This is a genomic window from Bradyrhizobium pachyrhizi, assembly GCF_029714545.1.
In the GTDB taxonomy this organism is placed as follows: Bacteria; Pseudomonadota; Alphaproteobacteria; order Rhizobiales; family Xanthobacteraceae; genus Bradyrhizobium; species Bradyrhizobium pachyrhizi.
Genome location: NZ_CP121667.1, coordinates 8,030,387 through 8,052,886, shown reverse-complemented (window position 1 = coordinate 8,052,886; position 22,500 = coordinate 8,030,387). Strand labels below are relative to the sequence as shown.

Here is a 22,500-nt window from a genome sequence, read left to right as displayed (position 1 = left end):
CTTGACACTGGAAAGATTGCCTTGTTGGTATGACGGTCAGCATTCGAGACCAACCAACGACCAACACTTGAGGATCCGCTTCCAATGTCCATGCCTGCTCTGTTCAAGGGCCGCCTGTCTCTTCCCGTGATCGGGGCGCCGCTGTTCATCATCTCCGTGCCCGACCTCGTTATCGCGCAGTGCAAGGCCGGCGTGGTCGGCTCGTTTCCGGCGTTGAACGCGCGGCCGGCGGAGCTGCTCGACGAGTGGCTGTACCGGATCAAGGAAGAGCTCGCCGCCTATGACAAGGCGCATCCGGAGCGGCCGTCGGCGCCGTTCGCGGTGAACCAGATCGTGCACAAGTCGAACAACCGGCTCGATCACGACATGGCGCTTTGCGAGAAGCACAAGGTGCCGATGATCATCTCCTCGCTCGGCGCGCGCGAGGAGCTCAACCAGGCGGTCCACGGCTGGGGCGGCATCGTCTTCCACGACGTGATCAACCAGAAGTTCGCGCACAAGGCGATCGAGAAGGGCGCCGACGGCCTGATCCTGGTCGCGGCCGGCGCCGGCGGTCATGCCGGAACGCTGTCGCCGTTCCCGTTCGTGGCGGAGACGCGGCAATGGTTCGACGGGCCGATCGCGCTGTCGGGCACCATCTCCAACGGCCGGGCCATCCGCGCCGCGCGCATCATCGGCGCTGACTTCGCCTATATCGGCTCGGCCTTCATCGCGACCAAGGAGGCGAACGCGGTCGAGGGCTACAAGAGCATGATCACCAATTCGTCCGCCGAGGACATCGTCTACTCCAACCTGTTCACCGGCGTGCATGGCAATTATCTGAAGCCGTCGATCGTCGCGGCCGGCATGGATCCGGAAAACCTGCCGACCTCCGATCCCTCGAAGATGAGCTTCGGCACCGATGCGTCCGGCGAGCGCGCCAAGCCGAAGGCCTGGAAGGAGATCTGGGGCTCGGGCCAGGGCGTCGGCAGCATCTCCAAGGTGGTGCCCGCGGCCGAACTGATTGGCCGGTTCAGGAAGGAATACGACGAAGCCGTCGATCCGGCGCTTGGCTGAAGCACGATGAGATCATGATGAATCCTCATCGCGCTTCAGCTCCTCATTTCAGCATGATCTCTTCGGAAAACCGCGTCCCACTTTTTCGGATCACGCTGTGATGGAACCGATCTTTCGCGTCGACGGCGACCGCGTCGTCACCAGTCCTGACGCCGCGGGTCCGTGGGATCCGCGGATGCAGCATGGCTCCGCGCCGGCGGCGCTGGTGGTGTGGGCGGCCGAGGCCATTCCGACGCCGGTGCCGATGCGGATCGGGCGCGTCACCATCGACCTGATGCGCCCGGTGCCGGTGGCGCCGCTGACCGTGCAGAGCGAGATCCTGCGCGATGGCCGCAAGATCCAGCTCTGCGGCGTCAGGCTGCTTGCCGACGGCGTTCTCGTGGTTTCGGCCACCGTGCTCAAGATCAAGCAACAGACGGTCGAGTTGCCGCCGGACATCGCCGCGCTTGCCGTCGATCTGCCGGGCCCCGACGAAAGTATGATCGAGCCGGGCAATCTTGCAAACAGCCCGTTCGTGAAATGCATCTCGATGCGGGCCGCGCGTGGCCGCTTCGGCGTGATGGGACCTGGCGCGATCTGGTTCCGCGTCGACCGCCCGCTGATCGCGGGTGCCGCCGTCTCGCAGGCGATGCGGGCAGTGGTTGCCTCGGACTTCTCCAACGGCACTTCGCCGGCGCTCGATTTCAGCCAATGGACCTTCATCAACGCCGATCTCTCGGTGAGCCTGGCGCGCGAGCCGGTCGGCGACTGGATCCTGCTCGACGGCCAGTCCTGGATCGGGCCCGACGGCGCCGGGCTTGCAATGTCGCGGCTCGCCGATCAGCGGGGCTATTTCGGCCAAGCGGTCCAGAGCCTGGTCATCGAGCGGCGCTAGGACGCGCTGCGCTTCTTCCACCTCCCCTTGAAAAGGGGAGGTCGCCTTGCTCGCCACAGCAAAGCGGGTGCGGATCAGCTGACCCCAATCCCGACCTTCCCCCGTTTCAGGGGGAAGGCGAAGACCGATCACGTCTACTGTGCATGGGGTTGTTTCACCGATTCGCGGTGCTGGAGCCGCGCCAACCGGCTGCCCCTGCGGCAAAAATAACTGCGCTTCCCGGGAACGGTTGGCGGCACGTGCGAGTTTCGCTCCCGTTAGGGGGTCCCATGATGCGTATTGATCCCGCCGCCGGCATCGTGGCCATGGCCGTCCGGCGGTTGTGTGATGTGCCGGACGGTGTCGACGCCCGGCCGCCGCAGGGACAGACGCGATGAAGCCTGGTCCGTCCTCGGAACGCGCGGTCATCCTCGCCGCGAGCGAGCGGGACGCCGTCAAGACTGCCCACCTGATCAAGGAAGCCGGCTATTACGCCAACATCTGCGCTGATCTCGCCGAGCTCGAACGCCAGATCGCAAGCGGGGCGGGCCTTGCCATCATTGCCGACGAGGTGATCAGGGCCGCCGATCTCGCCGGTCTGACGCACTGGCTGAACGAGCAGCCGTCATGGTCGGACTTTCCTATCGTGCTGATCAGCGAGAAGGGGGGACCCGAGCGCAATCCCGAAGCAGCGCGGCTCGGCCGGGCGCTCGGCAATGTCACCTTCATCGAGCGGCCGTTTCATCCGACCACGCTGGTAAGCCTGGTCGCTGCGACGGTGCGCGGCCGCCGCCGCCAATACCAGACCCGTCAGATCCTCGAGGATCTGACCGAGAGCGAAGGTCTGCTGCAGACCGCGCTCAATGCGGGTCATCTCGGCGCGCTCGAGCTTCACCTGCCGGATTTCGAGCTCGAGGCGTCGCCGACCTGCAAGACCTATTTCGGGCGCAGGCCGGGCGATCCCTTCACCTATCAGGATCTCCTGGACGCGGTGCATCCCGACGACCGCGCCCGCCGGAGCGAGATCGTCGAACAAACCTTGCGCACCGGCTCGGATTATCAGATCGAATACCGCAACATCTGGCCCGACGGCACCGAGCACTGGGTTGACGTGCGCGCCCGTGCGGTGCGTCGGCCCGACGGCGGCATCCGCTCGCTGGTCGGCGTATGCTCCGACATCAGCGCGCGCAAGACCGCGGAGATCGAGCGCGAGGCATTGCTGGCGCAGCTTGCCGCCGAGCGCACCGCACTCGCCGAACTCACCGCGACGCTGGAGCAGCGGGTCGAGCAGCGCACCGCCGACCTGATGAAGGAGGTCGCCGCGCGCGAGCGGGCGCAGGAACAGCTCCGCCATGCGCAGAAGATGGAGGCGATCGGCCAGCTCACCGGCGGCGTCGCGCACGACTTCAACAATCTGCTGATGGCGGTGATGGGCAATCTCGATCTGCTGCGCAAGCGCTTGCCGGAGGACCCACGCCTGCGTCGCCTGGTCGACGGCGCATTGCAGGGCGCCGAGCGCGGCGCGTCGTTGACGCAGCGGCTGCTGGCATTCGCGCGGCAGCAGGATCTGCGCGCGGTGCCGGTCGATCTCGGCGCGCTGGTGCGCGATATGAGCAATCTGCTCGAGCGCTCGCTCGGACCGCGCATCATGCTGCGGCTCGACATTCCCGAGGGGCTGCCGCTTGCCTGCGTCGACAGCAATCAGCTTGAGCTTGCGGTCCTCAACCTTGCGATCAATGCGCGCGACGCGATGCCGGATGGCGGCGTGATCGAGATCCGCCTCGCGGCCTGGCAGGCGAAGAATGATCCGACGCTGCAGCCTGGCGACTATTTGAAGCTCTCGGTGGTCGACAGCGGCACCGGCATGTCGCCGGACGTGCTGAAGCGCGCGATCGAGCCGTTCTTCTCGTCGAAGCCGGTGGGCAAGGGCACCGGGCTCGGCCTGTCGATGGTGCATGGACTCGCCGTGCAGCTCGGCGGCGAGCTGGAGCTGTCGAGCGCGGTCGGCAAGGGCACCACGGCTGCGCTGGTGCTGCCGGTTGCAACGGCGGTGCCGGAAGTCGAGAGCCCGGCGCCTGCGGCGCAGACGGTCAAGCGCTCGGCGGTGATCCTGCTGGTCGACGATGATCCGTTGATCGCGATGTCCACCATGGAAATGCTGGAGGACCTCGGTCACCGCGTGATTGGCGTCAATTCCGGACCGCAGGCGCTCGAAATCCTCAGGAGCGACCAGGAGATCGATCTGATGATGACCGATCACGTGATGCCCGGCATGACCGGCATCGAACTCGCCGCGGCTGCGCGCAAGGTGCGGCCGCAGCTTCTGGTGCTGCTCGCCACCGGCTATGCCGAATTGCCCGACGGCACCCAGGTCGACCTGCCGCGGCTGGCCAAGCCCTACCACCAGGATCAGCTGCGCGACCGGCTCGATCGGTTGCTCGGGCAGGGCGCCGGTCAGCAAACTGCTGCCGCCAGCGCAGATAGTCTCGCCACGCCTTCCACTCTGTCCCCGTCACCCTGAGGAGCCGCGCTTGCGCGGCGTCTCGAAGGGCGACGGCTCGGCTGTCGCCGCGAGAGGAAAGTCGGGCGCCGGGAACTATTGGCCGTGCATCCTTCGAGACGGCCGCTGCGCGGTCTCCTCAGCGACAAAGGCAAAGCCTTTGCGCGGGCACGACGGGATTGGGCTCGGTGAACCTCACCCCACCATGCGGTCGCGGCCGGTCCAGAAGCGGGCCTTCAGCACCTTCTTGTCGACCTTGCCGACGCCGGTCATCGGCAGCTCCTTGACGAACTGGATCTGCTTCGGCGCGTGCGCCGAGCCCTTCTTCGCCTTCACAAGGCTTATCAGCTCGTCGGCGTCGGGCACAGCGCCCTCGCGCGCGACCACGACGGCGGTGACGGCCTCGCCCCATTTGTCGTCGGGCACGCCGACCACCGCGACCATCGCGACGTCGGCATGTTGCGACAAGACATCTTCGATTTCGCGCGGGAAGATGTTGAAGCCGCCGGAGACGATCATGTCCTTCTTGCGGTCGAGGATGAACATGTAGCCGCGCTCGTCCATGCGCGCGATGTCGCCGGTGTGCAGCCAGCCGCTCTTCAGCGTCTCCGCCGTGGTGTCGGGCCGCTTCCAGTATTCGGCCATCACATGCGTGGCGCGCACGCAGATCTCGCCGGGCTCGCCGGTCGCGACCTCCCGGTCGTCCTGATCGAGGATCTTGACCTGGCAGGCGGCGATCGGGAAGCCGCAGGACAGGAACAGGTCCGGCGTCTTCGGGTCATGGTCCGCCTTGCGCAGCACCGAAACCGGATAGCATTCGGTCTGGCCGTAAAGCTGGGAGAACACCGGGCCGATCCGCTCGATGCCTTCGACCAGCCGGCTCGGCGACATCGCGGACGCGCCGTAGAGCAGAAGCTCGAGCGAGGAGAGGTCGGTCTTGTCGAGCGCGGGATGATCCAGCATCACATAGATCATGGTCGGCACGAACAGCGTGAAGTTGATCTTCTCGCGCGCGATGGTCGTGAACACGGCCTCCGGGTCGAACCCTTTCAGCATGTGCACGGTGCCGCCGCGCATCAGCGTCGGCAGCACTTTTGTACCCGCAACATGGCTGATCGGCGCCACCGTGAGATAGCGCGGCGTCTCCGGGATCTCGAAATCGGCGAGGATGGCGGCGGCGAAGCCGCCATATTCGCGGTGATAACGCAGCGCGCCCTTGGATTTGCCGGTCGTGCCGCCGGTGTAGTTCAAGGTCGAGATGTCGTCCTCGCGGGCAAAGCTCTTCGCGGTTGCGCTGCCGGCGTCCTCGGCCACGTGCAACAGGTCGGCGCCGTAATCCGCCGGGCCGAGCGTGAACACGGTCTTCAGGCCCTGCGCCTTCGCCGTGAGCTCGCCGCCGCGATCGCGAAACGTGATGCCGTCGACGATCAGCATCTGCGCTTCGGAATCCTCGATCTGGAACAGCTGGTCGTCGAGCGAGCCCAGCGGATGCAGCCAGGTGATCGCGAGCCGCGACAATTGCGCGGCGACGCCGGCGCACCAGCTGTCGGCGCGGTTGGCGGTGAGCAGCGCGACGCGGGTGCCGGGCGCAAAGCCGAGCCGTATGAACACGCTCTGCATGCGTCCGATCAGGTCGGTCGCGCCCTGATAGCTGAGCGAGCCGCCCGGCCATGCGAAGGCGATGCGCGATGGATAGCGCGCCAGCGCCCGCAAGGTCTGTTCGCACACCGCCGGAAATGCATAGAGCGGATTGCTCATCTGGTTGTCCCTCCCGCCTTTGTCTTTGGCTTTTGTCGTGCCAATGTTGCGCCAAAGCTAACACAATGATGTAGGGAAGAAGCAACTTGTCCGCCGATCCTCTCGCGCGTTTTCGCGGTCGCCTGCGGCTGCCGCTGATTGCAGCACCAATGTTCTTGGTCTCCGGTGTCGAGCTGGTGGTAGCCGCCTGCCGCAACGGCGTGATCGGTTCGTTTCCGACGGTGAATTGCCGTGAGACGGAACAGCTCGATGCCTGGCTCGGCGACATCGCGCGCCGCCTGCAGGCGCATGCCGATGCAAGCGGCCAAGCAGCCGCGCCGATTTGCCCGAACCTGATCGTGCATCGCTCCAACACACGGCTGGCCCAGGATCTCGCCGTGCTGCTGCGGCACAAGCCCGAGCTTGTGATCACCTCGGTCGGCTCGCCCGCGCCGGTGCTCGGCCCTCTGCACGATGCCGGCGCGCTGGTGTTCGCCGACGTCGCCTCGATCCGCCATGCCGAGCGCGCGGTCGCAGCCGGCGCCGACGGGCTCGTGCTGCTCACTGCGGGTGCGGGCGGGCAGACCGGCTGGCTCAATCCGTTCGTGTTCGTTCGCGCGGTGCGCGGCTTCTTCGATGGACCGATCGTGCTTGCCGGCGGCATCGGCGACGGCCACGCGCTCCGCGCCGCAGAGGCGCTCGGCTGCGACCTCGCCTATATGGGCACCAAGTTCATCGCGACGCGCGAGAGCATGGCGGACGGCAGGTACAAGCAGATGCTGGTCGACTCCACCGCCGACGACATCATGCTCACGACGGCGTTCACCGGCCTGCAGACCAACATGCTGCGGCCCTCGATCGAGGCCGCCGGTCTCGATCCCGACGACCTGCCGGCACGCGGCGCGATCGACATCGGCAAGGACATCGACATCGGCGCCCGCGAAAGCCGCCCCAAACGCTGGCGCGATATCTGGAGCGGCGGTCATTCGACCTCAGGGGTGACCGGGGTGCTCGGCGTCGACGAACTCGTGGCGCAGACGATCGCGGAGTATGAGGCGGCAAGCGCGCGGGTGCGGCTCTAGTGTCCCGAATCCGAAGTTCGCATCATTTGCCGCACCTTCGGAGCGAACTTCGGATTCGATAAGGACACTAGCAAACTTATGATTCTAGTGTGCTTTATGAATGCGAAGTTCGTGAAAGTGGCTGCCGCGAAATCGCACGAACTTCGCATTCAGCACACTAGAGTCGCTGCTTTGACGCGTTCCCTTCGCGCCAACCGTTGCTCGAAAGCGCGCTGGTTCGCGAAATAGCAGTACTCAAATCCCGCCCATCCGCTTAACGCGGCATTAACCATGCCAGTCCCAACAATAGCGTCACGGGTCGCCCACGGCTGGTCGCCCGGCAGTTTGTGGGAATGCGACATGGCCTTTGAGGCGCTCTCCAAGACCCCGGCATCGCTCGACGAGCTCCGGACCCGGGTGTTTTACGCCCTGCAGCGGCATCCGCTGTGCCGTCAGGTCGAATTCGACATTGTCAGCACGCCGCGCACCCGCCGGACCAACTGGACGGTCAGCATGCACTCGGTCCAGCCCGGCGCGCTCTGGACGGCGCATGAGATCGTGGCCGACATCCAGGAAGCCTATGAGCTCGACGTCGCGGCCTGATTTTCCGGCCGTTTCGGGACAATTTCACCTATTTGGCGTCGTCACGGCACGGTACCGCCGCATTTCACGCGCAGTTTGCGGTGACACCGGCCGGCAATGGAGTAGTTTTTGACCAGAGCCATCACCCTCGCCGCGCTGACATGCTTCCTCCTCGCGGGCGCCGCGGTAACAGCCATTTTGGGCCGTGACAGCCTGCCGGCGGCGCAGGCCGACATTGGACCGGTCGCCAACCGTGCCAGCAAGCAGGACAAGCTCGCCGTCACGACGCTTGCCGCGGCCTCGTTTGAGGCGCCCCAGCCGATTGAACCTCCCGCCAATCCGTCTCCGCTCCTGTTGCGGGCGCAAGCCGCGATTCCGGGCGCGACTGACACGGTGCGCCAGGCCTATGCCTCCGTCGAGCCGGCCGATGTCGGCCTGCCGAAGATCACCGACCCCGTCGATGCGGCTCAGCCGAAGATCGTCGAGCCCGCGCCGGCCGCCCCGGCGCCGCCGAAGCCCAAGGCAGCCGCCAAGCCGGCGCCGCAGAAGAGCTACGCGCTGCTGAGCGACGCCCAGATCGCCGGCATCAAGGACCGGCTGAAGCTGTCGTCGTCGCAGGAATATTACTGGCCGGCGGTCGAGACCGCGTTGCGCGCCGTCGCCCGCAAGATTCACGCCAAGCGCCAGGGCGATCCCGCATCCGGCAGCATGCCGATCGATCCGGACTCCGAGGAGGTCCAGCAGCTGAAATCGGCGGCGATGCCGCTGCTGTTTCAGCTCCGCGAGGACCAGAAGAACGAGGTCCGTTCGCTGGCGCGCCTGATCGGCCTGGAACGCGTCGCTGCGATGATCTGAGCGGCAGGCTCCGGTCGCGCCGAACCCGCGCTTCGATATTCGCTTCAGCCGAGCCGCATCGACAGCTCGACGTCTCCGTCGAACGGCACCGAGGTGTAGCCGTTGGCTGGCGAACGCACGCGCGCCAGATAGTCAGGGCTGTCATCGGCGTTGTCGGCGACGACGAAGGCGCCCGGCTTCAGACGGCTCTCCACGAGATCGAGGATATCGGGATAGAGCGCCTTGGCGCCGTCGAGCAGCACGAGGTCGATCGTATCGGGCAGACCCGTGCGCAGCGTCTGGAGTGCATCGCCCTCACGGATCTCGACAAGGTCATAGAGTCCGCCGGCGACGAGATTGTCCCGCGCACGCGCCACCTTGGACGATTCGAACTCGCTGGTGATCAGGCGCCCGCCGCCATTGTCGCGCAGCGCGGCGGCAAGGTGCAGCGTCGAGATGCCGAATGACGTGCCGAACTCGACGATATTCCGCGCACGGCTGCCGCGCGCCAGCATGTAGAGCAGCGCGCCGGTCTCGCGCGAGACCGCGAGCGGCACATTGCTGAGCCGGCCGTACAGCGCGCGGTAGTCGGTCTTGCTCCGCATCAGGCGCGCCTGGTCCGCGTCGGAAAGGTCGGCCACCGCGAGCCGGGTTTCCTCCACCGCGGCCGAGGCTTGCGCGAACAGGCGCTCGAGCAGGTCCGCGAGCGCAGGTGAAATGAGGGTGGTCATGTCGATCTCCGGTGTGAAAGCGGCGCTCCTTGCGCCTTGCCACAAATACGAATAATTATTCGCATTCGCTAATCGCATTCCCCAGGATGTCCATGACCGAGCGGCGAAGCTCCTCAATTTCCTCGCGAAAACAGCCGCAACAGGCCCGCTCGACCGAGCTCGTCGCGGCGATTCTCGATGCGGCTGTTCAGGTTTTGACCAAGGAGGGCGCGCAGCGTTTCACCACGGCGCGGGTGGCCGAGAAGGCCGGCGTCAGCGTCGGTTCGCTGTACCAGTACTTCCCGAACAAGGCCTCGATCCTGTTCCGCTTGCAGATCGACGAGTGGCGGCAGACCACCAGCCTGCTGCGTGACATCCTCGAGAATGCCAAGCGGCCGCCATTGGATCGGCTGCGTTCACTGGTCCACGCCTTCATCCGCTCCGAATGCGAGGAGGCCGCGGTGCGCGTCGCGCTCAGCGACGCCGCGCCGCTCTATCGCGATGCGCCCGAGGCGCGCCAAGCGCGGGCATCCGGCGAGCGCATCGTCGAAGCCTTCATGCGCGAGGCGTTGCCGAAAGCGTCCGGCGCGGTGCGCGCGATGGCCGGCGATCTGATCACGACGACGCTAAGCACGGTCGGCAAGGATTTTTCGGAGAGCCCGCGAACGCCCGCTGAGATCGCGACCTATGCCGACGCCATGGCCGACATGTTCTGCGCGTATCTGAGGAGCCTCGGAAAGCGCTGAAGTTCACAGATAGTGCCTGGCGACCAGCAGAAATCCGAGCACGCCGCCGGTCACGGCGAAAACCGTTACGCCATTGCACAGACTGACGTAAGCCGCCGACCAATAGGGAGCAGTCTGAGCCGTCGTCGCGACTTTTTTCGATTTCTGGGGCAAGCCAATTGGCTCCTGAAAAGGCGCCGCCATCTGGTCAACACAGATGACGGCGCCCGTCTGAGGGCTTCAGGGCGAAACCCTGTTCCAACGTAAGCCGCGATCATGAACGGTTCGTATACCGCCGGGTGTCGCAAGCTCGCGTGTCAGCTGACGCGTCGAGGTTCCCTAAAGCATGATCCGGAAAAGTGCGCAGCGGTTTTCCGAAAAGATCATGCTCAAACAAGAGGCCAAAGCGCGATGACGATTCGACCCAATCTCATCGCGCTTTAGAACGAAGCGTAGGCATTTCGAAATGCGATGGCGCCAGCCAGCGAGCGCGGCCGCGTGCGCACGGCATGCCCGTCGTTGCCGCTCTGCACGATCCACTGGCCGTTCTCCTGACCCACGATCTTGCCGACGTGGTGACGCCAAACCACGATGGTGCCGACCGAAGGGCCGCCGGCGTTGGTGCCGTAGCTCGCCCAGGATCGGGCCAGATTGAATTGCGGACCGGGATCGCCGCCGACCTGGGTGCGCATGAACCACCCGCACCACGCAGCTGGGCGACCGGAATGTGCATAGTGCCGATGGTGATGGTGACGGCCGCGGGCTTCGGCAGTTGAAGCGAACGCCAAAAGAACCGCCACAGCGGCCAGAAGTTTACGCATTACAAAGTCCTTCTTGCTGTTGGCAGACCATCCATGTTGTGGGGGAAGCGCAGCGATGATCTGCGATTGGCTTGCGAAGCGACCGCATCGGTCAGGCGACGCAAAACGAAGGCGGGGCATGGCCCGCGCAGGCGTTTAAGAAACGGGCTATGGCCAAAATATGGCCAGTACGTCTCGTCCGGCGGCCGCGCGGGTCAATCGGAATTTTGACGACGCGCTGGAGCGATCACGTCAATTCGCGTGTGCGCGTGCCTAAAGGCGCATCACGATGCTGCGCTCAAGAGACCCAAAACGACGGAGGCGCAGTGCGAGGCGACGCACGCTGGCGGAGGCCAACAAAGGCAACGGGATTGCGGGAGTCCGTCTTCGCTCTCGCGTTGCTCAAGCTTCGCCGGACGCACTTCGCCCAAGCAGCCTTCGTGTGGCCGCGCCACGCGTAGCCCGCAAGGGCGAAGCGTGGTGCCCCTGGCCGACAATCGTCTAGCACCATAACCAATTGAATTGAAATCAAATTTTTTCTTGTGGTGCTGCCGATACCAACACAAATACCAACAGGATGACGCGTGGTTAGCCGAAAAAAAACAGCAGGCTTCCGGCCGCGGGCACGCGTATGCCGTGCTGGACTCCACAATTCCCCGACTGGAATCGGACCCGCCTCTGACCCGAAATCCCGGAAGGACGACCGCGAGTTTAAGGGGAGGGCTCTTGTCGGCGCGAGGCCGACGCCGAAAGCGCTGATCGCGCGACGCTGGTCCGCGATCGTCTGGATCTCCAATGACGATGGCGCGCCAATGTCCGACAACACACTGAATAAGGCGCTTCAGATTATGGGCAGTGATATTGGCGCCGGCGGCGACCAGCGCAGGCGTGGCTACCGCTTGACCGCGTCGAGCCTGCTCAATGGGGGGTTACCCCACGACACGGAGAAAAAAGCGCCGTCGGCCCGACGAGGTGGTGCGGCGCAAGGGCGACCGGAACAAGATCCGAGCATTTACGGCCGCGCGGCCTATTGGGCCGAACGCGTGCGTTTGATGCAGCATTGTTCTAACCGCCTCGACGCCTGCGAAGTGCACTTGCGAGCAGTCTCTCTCGGTTGTTCGGAGTGGAATGATCGAAAACTGTGGGTTTGACTCCCACTCTCTCCGCCATTTTTCGATTTCTTGGCTCCGGATTGATCCCCGGTAACTGTTGGCCAGCTCATCCCTCGGGTAGCCCCGCTTTGCGCAAGCCCTCGGCTATCCGCATGCGCTGTGCGAGACAGCTCGCATTGTCCGTTGGCGAACTAGCGTGGGAGTGAGCCAGAGTGAACTTGGGGTCGACGATGAGTCCCGCCTCTATCGCGGCCCGTGCGTCCTCGACCCGCCCAAGGTGAGCCAAAGCGGCGGCAAGAAAAAAGAAGTGAACGAAGGCGGCGACATTCCGGTTCGTTTCGATCGCTCGCGTGAACCAGCGCGCAGCGGCCTCGTCGGCTGCAAGATAGGATTGTGCAACACCAGCTGTCGCCAACCAGCTGAATGCCCTGTTGTCACGGGGGCAAAGCCGAAATGCCTCCATGACACAGGCTTCCGTTTCCTCAGCTCGGCCGAGATAGCACTTCCCAAGTCCAATCCACACATAAGCGGAGGCGAGATTTCGATCCAGCACCAATGCATGCTCACATTCGGCGATACCTTGGGCGGCGCGTTTGGTAAAGATCCGCACGACACCGAGGAGGCAGTGGGCGCCGGCGTGGTCTGGCATGGACGCAATTACCTTGGTCAGAGTCCCTTCGGCTGCCATGAGGCGCGCGGCCCGGTCGCCGGTCAACATGAGACAACGATGGACGAAGCCCTCTATGATTAAGGCCGCCGCTACTTCCCCGAGCCGGAGCCGGCCTGTTCACCAGCCGTGGACGCGCTGCGCTACCAAATTGCCACATAGCGGAGGCCAAGCGGCATATTGCACTCGGTGGGCGGCACGTTGCCCGTCAGATCGAGATCATCGACATGCTGGGACGCAGCGGTCATCCCACCGAATTGGCAACACAGGTCTTGGGCACCTACCGCGAGTTACAGGAAACTCACCTCTTGCACCGCAACCAGATCCGCAAAGAGCTAGAGCGATAAAGCGCCTCAATTGGGCAGCCTTCCTGCCACGACGCCTCGAACGGCCGCAACCGTCCGGGCCTTAAAGCGTTTATTGTCTACGCCATGGGCCGTCATCGGTGACGAGAACGCAAATTGCGCTCCACCGCAATTGGAAGGAGACCCGTCATGAGAAGACGCCGTTTCGATCAAGCGCCTCTACCAGATGAACACTTGGAAGAACAGGCCAAGCGACTGCGGAAGGAAGCGCGGGGTATCCCGTCTGGTGTTGAGCGCGAAAAGCTAATCCGCCAGGCGCGTAAGGCCGAAGCTGCCGCTTGCGTACAGGAATGGCTTTCGTCTCCTGGCCTGCAGGCACCGAAATAGACTGCCATGCCGCCAATTCCGTGTCTGCCCCTGCGAAAGCAAGGGGTAAATTGCCCCAGGTCACAATCCGAGGAGCAAACAACATGACCCTACAAATCCCCGAGGTAGTTTCCACCAGGGTCGACCGGCGTTTCTTCGCGATCATGGACAACACAATGCCGCCCCGAGATCATCCTGATGACGACGAAGATGAAGAAGATGAAGAAGACGAAGACGAAGACGAAGAGAACCGAACCGACGAACCGCCGGTCGTGCGCGAGCCGGACGGAGACTAATCAGGATGCTTATACCTAGCCTGAGCTTCGAAGAGCGTGATCTCCAGCCTACGTGCAGTGCGCTGGCGCGTCTGGTGGCTTTCAGGTCGTTCAATTCCGAGAGCAGCGGGCAGACGTTGAATGGACCGCGGTTCTCGGCGGAGCAACCTCTCGGCGTTCGCTCGTGCAGGGGGCGCGCATGATCCTCATATGGCTTGGTGTGCTCCTTGTTTTCGGCGGCGTGCTACAGATGGCGTTTCAACCAATCTGGCGAGGCCGATTGAGCGGTGGAAGGCGGCTTCGCTCTGGGCAAAACACGCTCGAACCTGAAAGACCGGCTAGCGGTTTCGGCATCAAATCGAATTGGCCCGGACTTGTGATGGTCGCGCTTGGCGGCGCTTTCTTGCTGGCCGGAGCCGCGCAGTGATCGCCAAGCCTCGGAGCGCCAGCCCGAACGAACCAAGCGGCTTGCTACCGGCATAGCGACTAAACGGCCCATCGGCGGCTCAAGGCATTTGTCGACGAGCTGATCGAGGCCCGGCGACGGCTTATAGCCACCTGGCGGTCCAAGCAGAAGTCCGGGCGCGCGCCCACGCACTTTGGGAACAGCCCGGCCGGCCCAGTAGCCGTGATCTTGAGTTTCGGTTGCAGGTAGAGCGAGAACTTAGCGAGAGTGAAAACGAGTGAGTTAACGGCGGCGCGTCCGTAAGCGCTCGCGGGCAAAATGAGGAGCAGCTACTTGTCCGAGAGAAGAGAACTGTATCGCAGTCCGAATGGAGATGCATGGTTCCTCGGGCGCGAGCCGGCAAGCGGAAATGCCTTCGCGGCGATGGCCGATCTCGACCTCTGAGCCGGAGCTGACCTAGGGCGTGTACGCACAAAATCCAGTACACGCGTACGGGAATAGCGAGGTCCGGATCGCCCTCAAAAGCAGACATCGAAGATGCTTAAGCGAATGTCCGCCAAGGGCCAAACCCGGACCTTCGCTCAGGAAAATAGGATCGCGCTCCGGCCCGAACCAAATGCTATTCCAGACGGCTGTCGGGCGTTGAGGGGACGCCCAGCAGGCTGGTGATCGCGTCCGGGATTTCAATTTCGCAATGGTCGATGCCGTCGTGATAGGCATGTGCCTCTTGCGATATCCGTAACACAATATTCGCATCGCGGTGGTTCATCGGACCACCGGACCAGAGCCGCAATGCTGTCCGGCATAGCGAACCCCTGGAACGTTCTGATCTTATCAATGAGCAATCTGGCTTGCAGCGTCTGGTACGGAATGGACTCAGGAAGGCTCCCGATGAAAAGTCGCCTGTATCCACGTAAGCTATGACGGATGAAGGCTTCCGCGGCTTCGCGCTGAAATGCTCAACGCGCTTTCTTTGCCTTTGCAATCGCGGCCCGGATCGGTGCGAACGGTCCATACTTGTGCTGTCGCTCGCTAAATCCGTCGGCATAAGGGCCGTAGGGCGTATCGACCGGCTTTCGCAAAAGATCAGGGAAGTCCTTGTCCAACCCAGCCATTTTCGGTCGCGACTGCGAAATGACGAAGGCCGCCACGTCCCACGCCTGCTCGACGGAAAGCTGCGGGTTCAGGTAATCTGCGCCATGCGGCATGTTGAAATGCAGGAAGTTCGCCGCGGTAATCAATCGCGCCATTCCTGCGCCGTCGTTGAAGCTGTCCGGTCCCCACAACGGCGGCATCACATACCCGAGATCCGTTGTCGGCAGGCTACGGCGGATTCCAGAACCATCTGTGTTGTGACAAGTCTGACAGGAGTTTGCGTAGATCGCCTTGCCGCGAACAGGATCGGCCGCTCGCTTAAGTTCGGGCATCGTTCCGGCACCGAGCCCAGGCAAAATCTGTCCCGCTGCAACGCCTGACGACAGAAACTTGATATAGGCGACGATCGCCTGCATCTCGACGCTATCATTCGGCAGTTCACGGCCATTCATACTGCGCACCATGCAGGAGTTGACCCGATCCTCGATGGTAATTTCAGCACCGAGCCTTGCACTGTATTGAGGAAACAATTCAAACAGGCCGAAGATCGGCAATCCAAACTTCTTCGTTCCGGCCGCGAGATGGCAATTGCTACAGGCGAGATTGTTGCCCGCAAACCGCCTTGCGGTATCCGCGACTTCCGGGCCGATATGCGCATATGTCGCGGTGATCAGGTCGCGTCCCCTCCGCACCTGAACACCGAAGGCATCGTTCGGCAACGCACCGACCTCTGGCACCGTCCAGACTGCCGGCGCCTGCGCGCGCGCCGCGCTGGACGCAGAGACTCCGGCAGCAGCAGCGGCAAGAATGCAGGCAACCCGTAAGAGAGAAAAACATCGGCTTTGAAACAGCATGTCTGATCCTCGTGCCCGAATGCGCAACTGGATCATTCAACGACGGTTTCTGTCAACGGTAGGTAGCCTCCGTGAGCGAGCGGTTCATTCTCTCGATCCGGATCAGCCTGCGCACAAGCTACGGACTATCGGAAAATGAATGATTCACGGCGCGATGCAACTTTCTGAGCGAACGTCAGCAGCGGGTCACACTTGGAAGTTAGCAGGCGTTCCTCCGAAGTCGCTAAGCCCCAGTCATCCGCAGACCGTGCCATGAGGTCCGAAAGAGGCCAACAGGTGACGCTCGCAGTGAAAGAGGCCACCAACTGAGGCGGCCTTACTCCGTCGGCTCACCAGGCAACTCGCGCTTCTGCGCTTCGTACTGCTTGATCAACAGCAATGCCCTCCAGGGTCAGTTGATCCGTGGTCCGCATGGATAGTGCCATGTGGTGCGCGATCCTCTTGTCAAACTCGGCGCATTTTTCACACATGACGGCTTCTCCGTCCTGCTGCCCTCAACGCAGCCTGACGACATCGAACGCGAATCTAATCTGCATCACGGGCCCGTCGTCGTCGCGGATCTCAATCGCCATCTGAATTAGGCCGGCGGATTTTTTGCCAGCACCGTGGACCATGTCGGCCAAGGCCTTCACGGCCTCTTCCTGAACCGATCCGATGTCAGGCAACACCATTCCCTCTTCATTCGGGATTAGCGCTTCGTCGTCGCGAAGGTCAAAATAGTATCTTCACATCTGCTGAAATGCGGAGGAGGAAGCCAATGTCCGCGCGCGACGATATTGAGCGCCTCGTCCGGCAAGGAATGCTCTAACGCCTTTGGCCTCACATCCCATAGCGCTCGCACTCATACGCCGCGTTACTCGTCTGCCGGGTTGAACACGAGAATAGTTCCGCTGCTTCTTGTCTATGCCGCAACGAACGGGCCCGATGCCCATGACTTTAGGCAGCGCCGCCAAATGCATTCTGAGTTGTCACCCACCAGACCGTGTCAAATACGGATCCAAGGATCCAGCTAATCGGTCAGCCACTTGTCTGGCGGACAGCGTGGACTGCTCTTCGGGATGAAGCGAGCCGACGGAATTCACGACCAGCCCGCTACAGGCGGCAAGAACAACTATCGCAATCGCAGCGATATATTTGGTGCTCATGACGATGGTCCCTTCATCGCCCCATGAACTAACTGGGCACTCTCAGAAATGGTTCCCGCGCGCAACGATGGCATCGAGCGCGAACTCAGTAAGCCTTGGGATGCGTCGACCTCCCACTCCGGGCTCCTACGAATGGAATATCGCGTCGGATCAAAGATCAAAGGAACGAAAGCGCACGTCAGGCTTTAGAGAGATGCGAGACTGCCGCTCGCTGGTAGAAAACCGGCGCATGTCGCGGATAGCCAAAGGTCGCTACCAAAGACCCGCTGTTGTGAAAACGAGCGCTCGCGCAGATAGCCAAAAGCGGCGGTCCCCGGTTCCATTCAAAAGTCGCTGGCCGTGCCTCCATTGAGTTTGCGGAGGGCTAGGTACGATGTTGGACATAGCTGGCGTTGCCTTTACCGGAACGAGAGCAATTGCATGGACCATCGCGTTGACCTTGACCACACACACAGCCGCGCCATCGTTCGAGAGATCGGCGAGAGATTGGGCGCGTCGCTGAAGCCAGAGCCGGAACTACCCGAAGGACTTAAACAGCAAATCGACCGGCTCCGCGAATTGGAGGAGCAGTCACCATCGATCATTCCGGCGGCTGAGCGCTGGGACAAGGTTCGCCGCTGAGCGAAAGACGGCTCGACCGAATTGGATGAGCAATGCCATCGGTGAACCGCCGTGCGCCAAAAATTCTGAAGGAGTACGGCGAGGCGCAAGCCGAATTGATCGGCAAAGCCGTCGTCCTTACCGATGGAAAGGCGGGCACGATCGAGTACGTTTGGCTGGACGAATTGCACGGGCTTCGGATTTCGATCAAAGGTCACGACGGAAGATGGCCGGTCTCAACCATCAAGATCACAGAGAATTAGACCTTCGCTCGGCCGCGCGCAGCACAGCGCGTCCTTTCAGATCAGTCCAATCAAGATGAAAAGAGCGATTTCGGCCAGGAAAGCGATGCTCATGATCGCGACTGTAAGGAACACGTCGCTCGCCGAGACAAGGTTCATGAATGCCTCGCATCTTGCGAAGCCCCAAGAGTAAATCATCTGGCCAGAAAATGTTTCGGTTCCAAACGCAGACGGCGCTAGATGCGAGCGGTGCTGACATCCGAGGCGGCCTGATAAAAGGTAAAGCCGCTTAGGGGCAAAAGCGCCAGTTTGAGCCTTAGCGGGCGACTTCCGGTCTTACGCCATGTTCGGACATGTCCCAGTGCCGCGCGAACTGACGCGAACAGCCAACAGACAGGATGCCCAACGAGGGCTGCTGCGCATTTGGCGATGCATGTTGGTCTCTTGGTAACGCACGATCAGTTGCTCAAGAAGATCTGGATCGGACAACCGCGATCTTCGGTCTGTGGCCGACCCTGTTGCTCGCCGGCATCGTGGTCGCGGCGATCGGCAAAGGATTCATTGGCAGACGATGCGCTGGATGCAGCCGTTGCCCAAGCGCTGGTGGGTGGCGCTGTCCTCGCGCTGGTGGCGCACGCGATGATTCCGGTGGCGCTGGAGGGGGGCCCGCTGGTGGTGCTGTCGATGGTCGCCAGATTCCTGTTTCCACTATCTCGCACTCGCCGAGTCTTTCGTTTCAGTTGACGAACGCAATGGTTTCGTCCGGAATAGCCGCTGCCGGTATTGGCTTACACAACACTTTGGCGAAACCAAATGATGCTTAGCGCAGACGTATCCAGCATGCTGGATCGCATTCTAGATGCAGCAACCGACAACCTCAGATTCGCGAAGATTCTTGTCCAGATGGGTCTCGATCCCAGTAGCGTAACCTGGAACGAGATCTTCAGCCGCCTGCTGGAAATCTTTCTGCACAACATCACCCTGGCAAACATGTTCGCCCTGATCGGCGCGATCTTCTTTGTCGCCACCCTGCTGACGCACACCATGGTGCCGCTCCGGGTCGCCAACATGATCGGTTGCATATTTTTCGCCATCTTCGGTGCGCTCACCGGAGCCGTCACGACATTTCTTCTTTATCTCCTGATGGTTCCCATCAACGCCTACCGTCTTCGTCAAATGCTCGCTCTCGTGAAGAAGGCGCGCGCCGCAACACAGGGCGACACGTCGATGGAGTGGCTCAAGCCGTTCATGACCCAGCGCAAGTATCGCAAGGGCGATATCTTGATGAAGAAAGGTGACGCGGCCAACGAAATGCAGCTGACGGTTACCGGCAGATTCCGGGTCATCGAAATCAACGTCGACGTTCCGCCGGGCCGCCTGATGGGCGAACTCGGTTTCCTCACACCCGACAACCGCCGGACCGCGACGATCGAATGCATCGAGGATGGCCACGTTCTGACCATCACCTATGAAAAGCTGCTCGAGATCTATTTCCAGAACCCGCAGTTCGGCTACTACTTCCTTGTCTTGACCAGCCAGCGCCTATTGGAAAATCTCGCGCGGGCCGAAGCCATCATCGCGCAGAACAAGATCGCGGTGCCGACGGCCTCCGCGAGCTGACGGTGGTGCGGCTCGATAGATCCCGGCCACCGCCTTCGGCAAAAGCTGGACCAAGCGAACCGCTCTTCCGAGCAATGGCAATCTTTGCCTTCCTCCGCTCGGCAAGCTTCGTACCTCAGGCCTTGCGGTGGGACAATTTCTTGGTCCGATAGAGCGGAACTGCCTGAAAGAGGTAAGTTCGTAGAATCCGGCCCTCGCTTGAGATCGCTTCCCGGGGGTGTCAGGCGTCGGCGATCAGTGAGGCGATGTCCTCGAGCGGACGCCGGCTGAAGTCCTTCGCGAGCTCGCCTATGATCTTGCCTATCAGGTCGCGGTGGTAGTGCTTGCGCATCTCCCCCAGGGTCCTGGGATCTGACACAACGACCAAGTGTTCTATGGTCCCGTCGAGGCTGAGCTTGTTCAGGAACGCGGCCGTCGCTGCCGCGAAGTCGTCCTCGACGAGCCGCCTGCCATCGGGGTTGGCGGAGCCGCTGCGATGTCGCGCGCCCGAACCGGAGCGGGCGGGCGCAGGCGGAGCCGCCGTGATCTCGACCAGGTGAACCCCAGGCTTCACGCCCGTATTGTGGAACAGTCGCATCGTCTCGCCGTCAGCGACGGCTACTGTCGTACCGGTAGGTAAAATCATCGAAAGCCCTCCGTTCAGGATCCGCATAAAGGCCGGCGGGCTATGATACTCGCATGCCAGCGCTCCACGACGCCTCTTCGATCAGTTCAGAGCAGGGCAGTCCCAACGGCGGCCGAAAGAATCGACGCGTCGAACGCGGCGATCTTGGCGGCTGAGAAGTCGGTGGCGCTTGGAACGTAGCTCCCGTACTCGACGAGCGTGACCTCGGCATCGGCCGAGCACGTGGTCTGTCTCGTGGTCGATCGGACGGTCGAGGCGGCCGGGCGGGATCATGAACCGGTCTCCAGGTATTTGCGCCGCTACAACATCGGCGCCGCCGTCGCTGGGCTTACGATGTGGAATACGCCGCCGTCGTGTGACCGCGTGTACGCGATCTCCGTGTCGACGATACTGCTGGAGAGCCCCGCCGCGTGCACGCGCGGGAGGAAGAGGCGCACTAGCGTGCCGGCACCCCGCTCACCCTCTATAAAGACCGCGCCGCCTCGTCCCTCAGCAAAGCGCTGGACCTGGGGGAGCCCGAGGCCGGTGCCACTGCCCGCGGCCTTTGTTGTGAAGTATGCGGTGAAGGCCTGCGAGAGGAACTCCTCGGTCATGCCCTCTCCGTCGTCGGCGACGATGATCTCGACGAACTCCCGGGCCGCGCCAGCGCGAGACTCGACGTTTCGCGCCGCGACGGTGATCGCGCCGCCGTTCGGCATAGCATCGGCCGAATTTCGGCAGAGGTTCAACAAGGCGAAGTACAACTCTTCTGGGTCGGCATTGAAGGCCCATAAGTCAGAGGCGATCTCGGTGTTGACCGTGATGTCCGGACGTAACGCCCGGTCAAGCGAGGCCGCCATTGCTGCGAGGCAATTGCCTTCGACAGGTCCGTCAATCGAGTTGGGGCCCGGTCGCGCAGCGTCGAGGAGCTGCCGGTTGAGTAACGCGCCTCGCGCGATCGCCTCCTGCATTCTGCCGATGATGGCCTTTCGGAGCGCGGCATCGTTCTGGCGCTCGAGCAGCCATAGGCTGCCGTCGATTACGACGAGAAGGTTGTTAATGTCGTGGGCGACCAGCTGCGCTATGTCCGCTAACGCCTTCACCGTCTCCCGCCTGCGGGGGGCGACCGAGCCACGCGTGTCGGACCGCGCGTCGGTGCGGAACAAAATCCCCGAAACCTCGCCGTTGGACCCGACGAGCGGGATCTCCACGCACCTGGGCGCAATGAGGCCGTTGCCGCGATCGCAGACGCCCCGCACCTTCGCGCTGAACGCACGCCGCACGCCAAGTGCGACGCCGGCGCTGTCCACGAGCACGACGACATCCTCCAGCGGCGGATCTTCGACAGAGCCGGGTAATGAAACGCCGATTGTCTCTTTGATCTGCATATCGGGCCTCCTCACCTGCGATCGTTCAACGGAACGCCGACTTCTGCCTGGACACGAGAGCGGGCGACACAGGTCGAAGATTGAGTCCATGACGGTCGAAAGGAAAATCACCTCTCGCCATGGAGTCGATAGCCGGTCGTTATCGGGAATGGCCGAGAGACGCTTGGCACCGCTGCGGAGGCCGTGCGGTGCTTCGGCCTGCAAGCACTCGCCCGAGCGGAACTCTCGGCGATCGAGAAGAGATGTTCACGTGCCTACGGCCATCATAACGCGTGGCTATCGACTTCATGGCGTGACGTCATTTCCCATTCGCCGCGCGCAATCCCATTCTGACGAGCGTGAGCGGCAACCTTTCGCCGCCACTCCGACACCCGAACAAGGGTCCACGATCAGGAGGCTACCAATGTCAGTGAAGCAACCGGTTCTTACGCCGCCCCAAGGCGGCGAGACGGTGACCTCGAGCGGAGGTTCGAACGTCGAGATGAAAGTGGAGAGCAGCCAGACCGGAGGCGAGTATGGCGCTGTGCTGTGGACGGTGCGGGCCGGCGAGGAGCCGCCGCTGCACACCCACTCGCGCGAGGACGAACTGCTCTACGTGGTGCAGGGACAACTCATCGCGCGGGTCGGCGATACCCGCGTCGAGGTGGGGCCGGGCGCCTACGCGGCTCTTCCCCGCGGGGTGCCGCATACGATCGAGGTGGTCGGCGACCAAGCGACCCTGCTGCTCAGTTTCGTGCCGGGTGGGCTGGAGCGCTTCTTGGTCCCCCGGAAAGGCGAGCAGCCCGATCCGGCCGCTTTCGGCCTGACGTTCCCCTAGGGCCGGGGACCGGAGGGGCGGCGTTCGCGAACGTGCGCCCGCTCGGGCCCGGGTGCCGGCCGCGCGCGACCGCGCCAGATGATTGATTCCACGCGCAGGCCGGGCGCTCTTAACGGTCTCCCGGCTTCAGACCAACTAGCGCGCCG

At 62.8% G+C, this 22,500-nt stretch carries 25 protein-coding genes; 16 read left to right on the top strand and 9 right to left on the bottom strand.

Annotated features, from left to right (window positions below; all coding sequences use genetic code 11):
* Window positions 1-84 precede the first annotated feature (84 nt).
* The 3 genes from QA639_RS37990 (at window position 85) to QA639_RS37980 (ending at window position 4,430) form a co-directional block, all read left to right on the top strand.
* Window positions 85-1,056, top strand: a complete 972-nt coding sequence (locus tag QA639_RS37990; protein WP_028334777.1) for an NAD(P)H-dependent flavin oxidoreductase — start codon at window positions 85-87, stop codon at window positions 1,054-1,056.
* A 100-nt stretch (window positions 1,057-1,156) separates the two neighbouring features.
* Window positions 1,157-1,930 (top strand): thioesterase family protein, encoded by a 774-nt coding sequence (locus tag QA639_RS37985; protein WP_283088678.1) that lies wholly within the window; start codon window positions 1,157-1,159, stop codon window positions 1,928-1,930.
* Window positions 1,931-2,303: 373 nt separating this feature from the next.
* On the top strand, window positions 2,304-4,430 hold the full coding sequence (locus QA639_RS37980) for an ATP-binding protein (protein ID WP_028334779.1): 2,127 nt from the start codon (window positions 2,304-2,306) through the stop codon (window positions 4,428-4,430).
* 174 nt (window positions 4,431-4,604) lie between these two features.
* Here QA639_RS37980 and QA639_RS37975 read toward each other — a convergent pair whose 3' ends face one another.
* The gene (locus QA639_RS37975) at window positions 4,605-6,167 is read right to left on the bottom strand and encodes an AMP-binding protein (protein WP_157345841.1); all 1,563 of its coding nucleotides are present in this window, start codon (window positions 6,165-6,167) and stop codon (window positions 4,605-4,607) included.
* Window positions 6,168-6,253: 86 nt separating this feature from the next.
* On the opposite strand from QA639_RS37975, the gene QA639_RS37970 reads away from it, so the two are divergent.
* The 3 genes from QA639_RS37970 to QA639_RS37960 all read left to right on the top strand — a co-directional run bounded on the left by QA639_RS37970 (window position 6,254) and on the right by QA639_RS37960 (window position 8,644).
* Window positions 6,254-7,228 (top strand): NAD(P)H-dependent flavin oxidoreductase, encoded by a 975-nt coding sequence (locus tag QA639_RS37970; RefSeq protein WP_157345843.1) that lies wholly within the window; start codon window positions 6,254-6,256, stop codon window positions 7,226-7,228.
* Window positions 7,229-7,567: 339 nt separating this feature from the next.
* On the top strand, window positions 7,568-7,810 hold the full coding sequence (locus QA639_RS37965) for a hypothetical protein (RefSeq protein ID WP_028337105.1): 243 nt from the start codon (window positions 7,568-7,570) through the stop codon (window positions 7,808-7,810).
* Window positions 7,811-7,918: 108 nt separating this feature from the next.
* Window positions 7,919-8,644 carry a hypothetical protein gene (locus QA639_RS37960; protein WP_157345845.1) on the top strand — a complete coding sequence of 242 codons (726 nt, stop codon included), beginning with the start codon at window positions 7,919-7,921 and terminating at the stop codon, window positions 8,642-8,644.
* A gap of 44 nt (window positions 8,645-8,688) precedes the next feature.
* Here the strand turns inward: QA639_RS37960 and QA639_RS37955 are convergent, their stop codons facing one another.
* Window positions 8,689-9,354, bottom strand: coding sequence for an O-methyltransferase (locus QA639_RS37955; RefSeq protein ID WP_157345847.1), 666 nt, complete (start codon window positions 9,352-9,354; stop codon window positions 8,689-8,691).
* Window positions 9,355-9,446: 92 nt separating this feature from the next.
* Between QA639_RS37955 and QA639_RS37950 the strand changes: the two genes are divergently transcribed.
* A complete protein-coding gene (locus QA639_RS37950; protein WP_157345849.1) occupies window positions 9,447-10,079 on the top strand; it encodes a TetR/AcrR family transcriptional regulator in 633 nt (210 codons plus the stop codon).
* Between the two features lie 3 nt (window positions 10,080-10,082).
* On the opposite strand, the gene QA639_RS37945 is transcribed toward QA639_RS37950, so the two are convergent.
* Window positions 10,083-10,232: a hypothetical protein gene (locus QA639_RS37945; RefSeq protein WP_157345851.1), complete on the bottom strand. Its 150-nt coding sequence runs from the start codon at window positions 10,230-10,232 to the stop codon at window positions 10,083-10,085.
* A 266-nt stretch (window positions 10,233-10,498) separates the two neighbouring features.
* Window positions 10,499-10,750 carry a C40 family peptidase gene (locus QA639_RS37940; protein WP_028337101.1) on the bottom strand — a complete coding sequence of 84 codons (252 nt, stop codon included), beginning with the start codon at window positions 10,748-10,750 and terminating at the stop codon, window positions 10,499-10,501.
* A 920-nt stretch (window positions 10,751-11,670) separates the two neighbouring features.
* Between QA639_RS37940 and QA639_RS37935 the strand changes: the two genes are divergently transcribed.
* The 4 genes from QA639_RS37935 (at window position 11,671) to QA639_RS41825 (ending at window position 14,270) form a co-directional block, all read left to right on the top strand.
* Window positions 11,671-12,009, top strand: a complete 339-nt coding sequence (locus QA639_RS37935; RefSeq protein ID WP_157345853.1) for a hypothetical protein — start codon at window positions 11,671-11,673, stop codon at window positions 12,007-12,009.
* Between the two features lie 157 nt (window positions 12,010-12,166).
* A complete protein-coding gene (locus tag QA639_RS37930) occupies window positions 12,167-12,721 on the top strand; it encodes a hypothetical protein (RefSeq protein ID WP_157345855.1) in 555 nt (184 codons plus the stop codon).
* A 691-nt stretch (window positions 12,722-13,412) separates the two neighbouring features.
* Window positions 13,413-13,604 (top strand): hypothetical protein, encoded by a 192-nt coding sequence (locus tag QA639_RS37925; RefSeq protein ID WP_283090720.1) that lies wholly within the window; start codon window positions 13,413-13,415, stop codon window positions 13,602-13,604.
* 492 nt (window positions 13,605-14,096) lie between these two features.
* Window positions 14,097-14,270 carry a DUF2934 domain-containing protein gene (locus QA639_RS41825; protein ID WP_082190791.1) on the top strand — a complete coding sequence of 58 codons (174 nt, stop codon included), beginning with the start codon at window positions 14,097-14,099 and terminating at the stop codon, window positions 14,268-14,270.
* A 338-nt stretch (window positions 14,271-14,608) separates the two neighbouring features.
* Here the strand turns inward: QA639_RS41825 and QA639_RS37920 are convergent, their stop codons facing one another.
* The 3 genes from QA639_RS37920 to QA639_RS37910 all read right to left on the bottom strand — a co-directional run bounded on the left by QA639_RS37920 (window position 14,609) and on the right by QA639_RS37910 (window position 16,609).
* Entirely contained in the window at window positions 14,609-14,758 is a 150-nt protein-coding gene (locus tag QA639_RS37920; RefSeq protein ID WP_157345859.1) for a hypothetical protein, read from the bottom strand.
* Window positions 14,759-14,948: 190 nt separating this feature from the next.
* On the bottom strand, window positions 14,949-15,938 hold the full coding sequence (locus tag QA639_RS37915; RefSeq protein ID WP_157345861.1) for a c-type cytochrome: 990 nt from the start codon (window positions 15,936-15,938) through the stop codon (window positions 14,949-14,951).
* Window positions 15,939-16,432: 494 nt separating this feature from the next.
* Entirely contained in the window at window positions 16,433-16,609 is a 177-nt protein-coding gene (locus QA639_RS37910) for a DUF6894 family protein (protein WP_244482588.1), read from the bottom strand.
* Window positions 16,610-17,503: 894 nt separating this feature from the next.
* On the opposite strand from QA639_RS37910, the gene QA639_RS37905 reads away from it, so the two are divergent.
* The 4 genes from QA639_RS37905 to QA639_RS37890 all read left to right on the top strand — a co-directional run bounded on the left by QA639_RS37905 (window position 17,504) and on the right by QA639_RS37890 (window position 19,545).
* The gene (locus QA639_RS37905; protein WP_038377878.1) at window positions 17,504-17,704 is read left to right on the top strand and encodes a hypothetical protein; all 201 of its coding nucleotides are present in this window, start codon (window positions 17,504-17,506) and stop codon (window positions 17,702-17,704) included.
* A gap of 32 nt (window positions 17,705-17,736) precedes the next feature.
* On the top strand, window positions 17,737-17,946 hold the full coding sequence (locus QA639_RS37900; RefSeq protein WP_028337087.1) for a hypothetical protein: 210 nt from the start codon (window positions 17,737-17,739) through the stop codon (window positions 17,944-17,946).
* Between the two features lie 540 nt (window positions 17,947-18,486).
* Entirely contained in the window at window positions 18,487-18,669 is a 183-nt protein-coding gene (locus QA639_RS37895; RefSeq protein ID WP_157345863.1) for a hypothetical protein, read from the top strand.
* 69 nt (window positions 18,670-18,738) lie between these two features.
* Window positions 18,739-19,545, top strand: a complete 807-nt coding sequence (locus QA639_RS37890; protein ID WP_346283749.1) for a Crp/Fnr family transcriptional regulator — start codon at window positions 18,739-18,741, stop codon at window positions 19,543-19,545.
* Window positions 19,546-19,765: 220 nt separating this feature from the next.
* Here QA639_RS37890 and QA639_RS37885 read toward each other — a convergent pair whose 3' ends face one another.
* A complete protein-coding gene (locus tag QA639_RS37885) occupies window positions 19,766-20,170 on the bottom strand; it encodes a host attachment family protein (protein ID WP_157345866.1) in 405 nt (134 codons plus the stop codon).
* A 299-nt stretch (window positions 20,171-20,469) separates the two neighbouring features.
* Window positions 20,470-21,537 carry an ATP-binding protein gene (locus tag QA639_RS37880; protein WP_157345868.1) on the bottom strand — a complete coding sequence of 356 codons (1,068 nt, stop codon included), beginning with the start codon at window positions 21,535-21,537 and terminating at the stop codon, window positions 20,470-20,472.
* A gap of 403 nt (window positions 21,538-21,940) precedes the next feature.
* On the opposite strand from QA639_RS37880, the gene QA639_RS37875 reads away from it, so the two are divergent.
* Window positions 21,941-22,354, top strand: a complete 414-nt coding sequence (locus QA639_RS37875; protein ID WP_157345871.1) for a cupin domain-containing protein — start codon at window positions 21,941-21,943, stop codon at window positions 22,352-22,354.
* The last annotated feature ends 146 nt before the right edge of the window (window positions 22,355-22,500 follow it).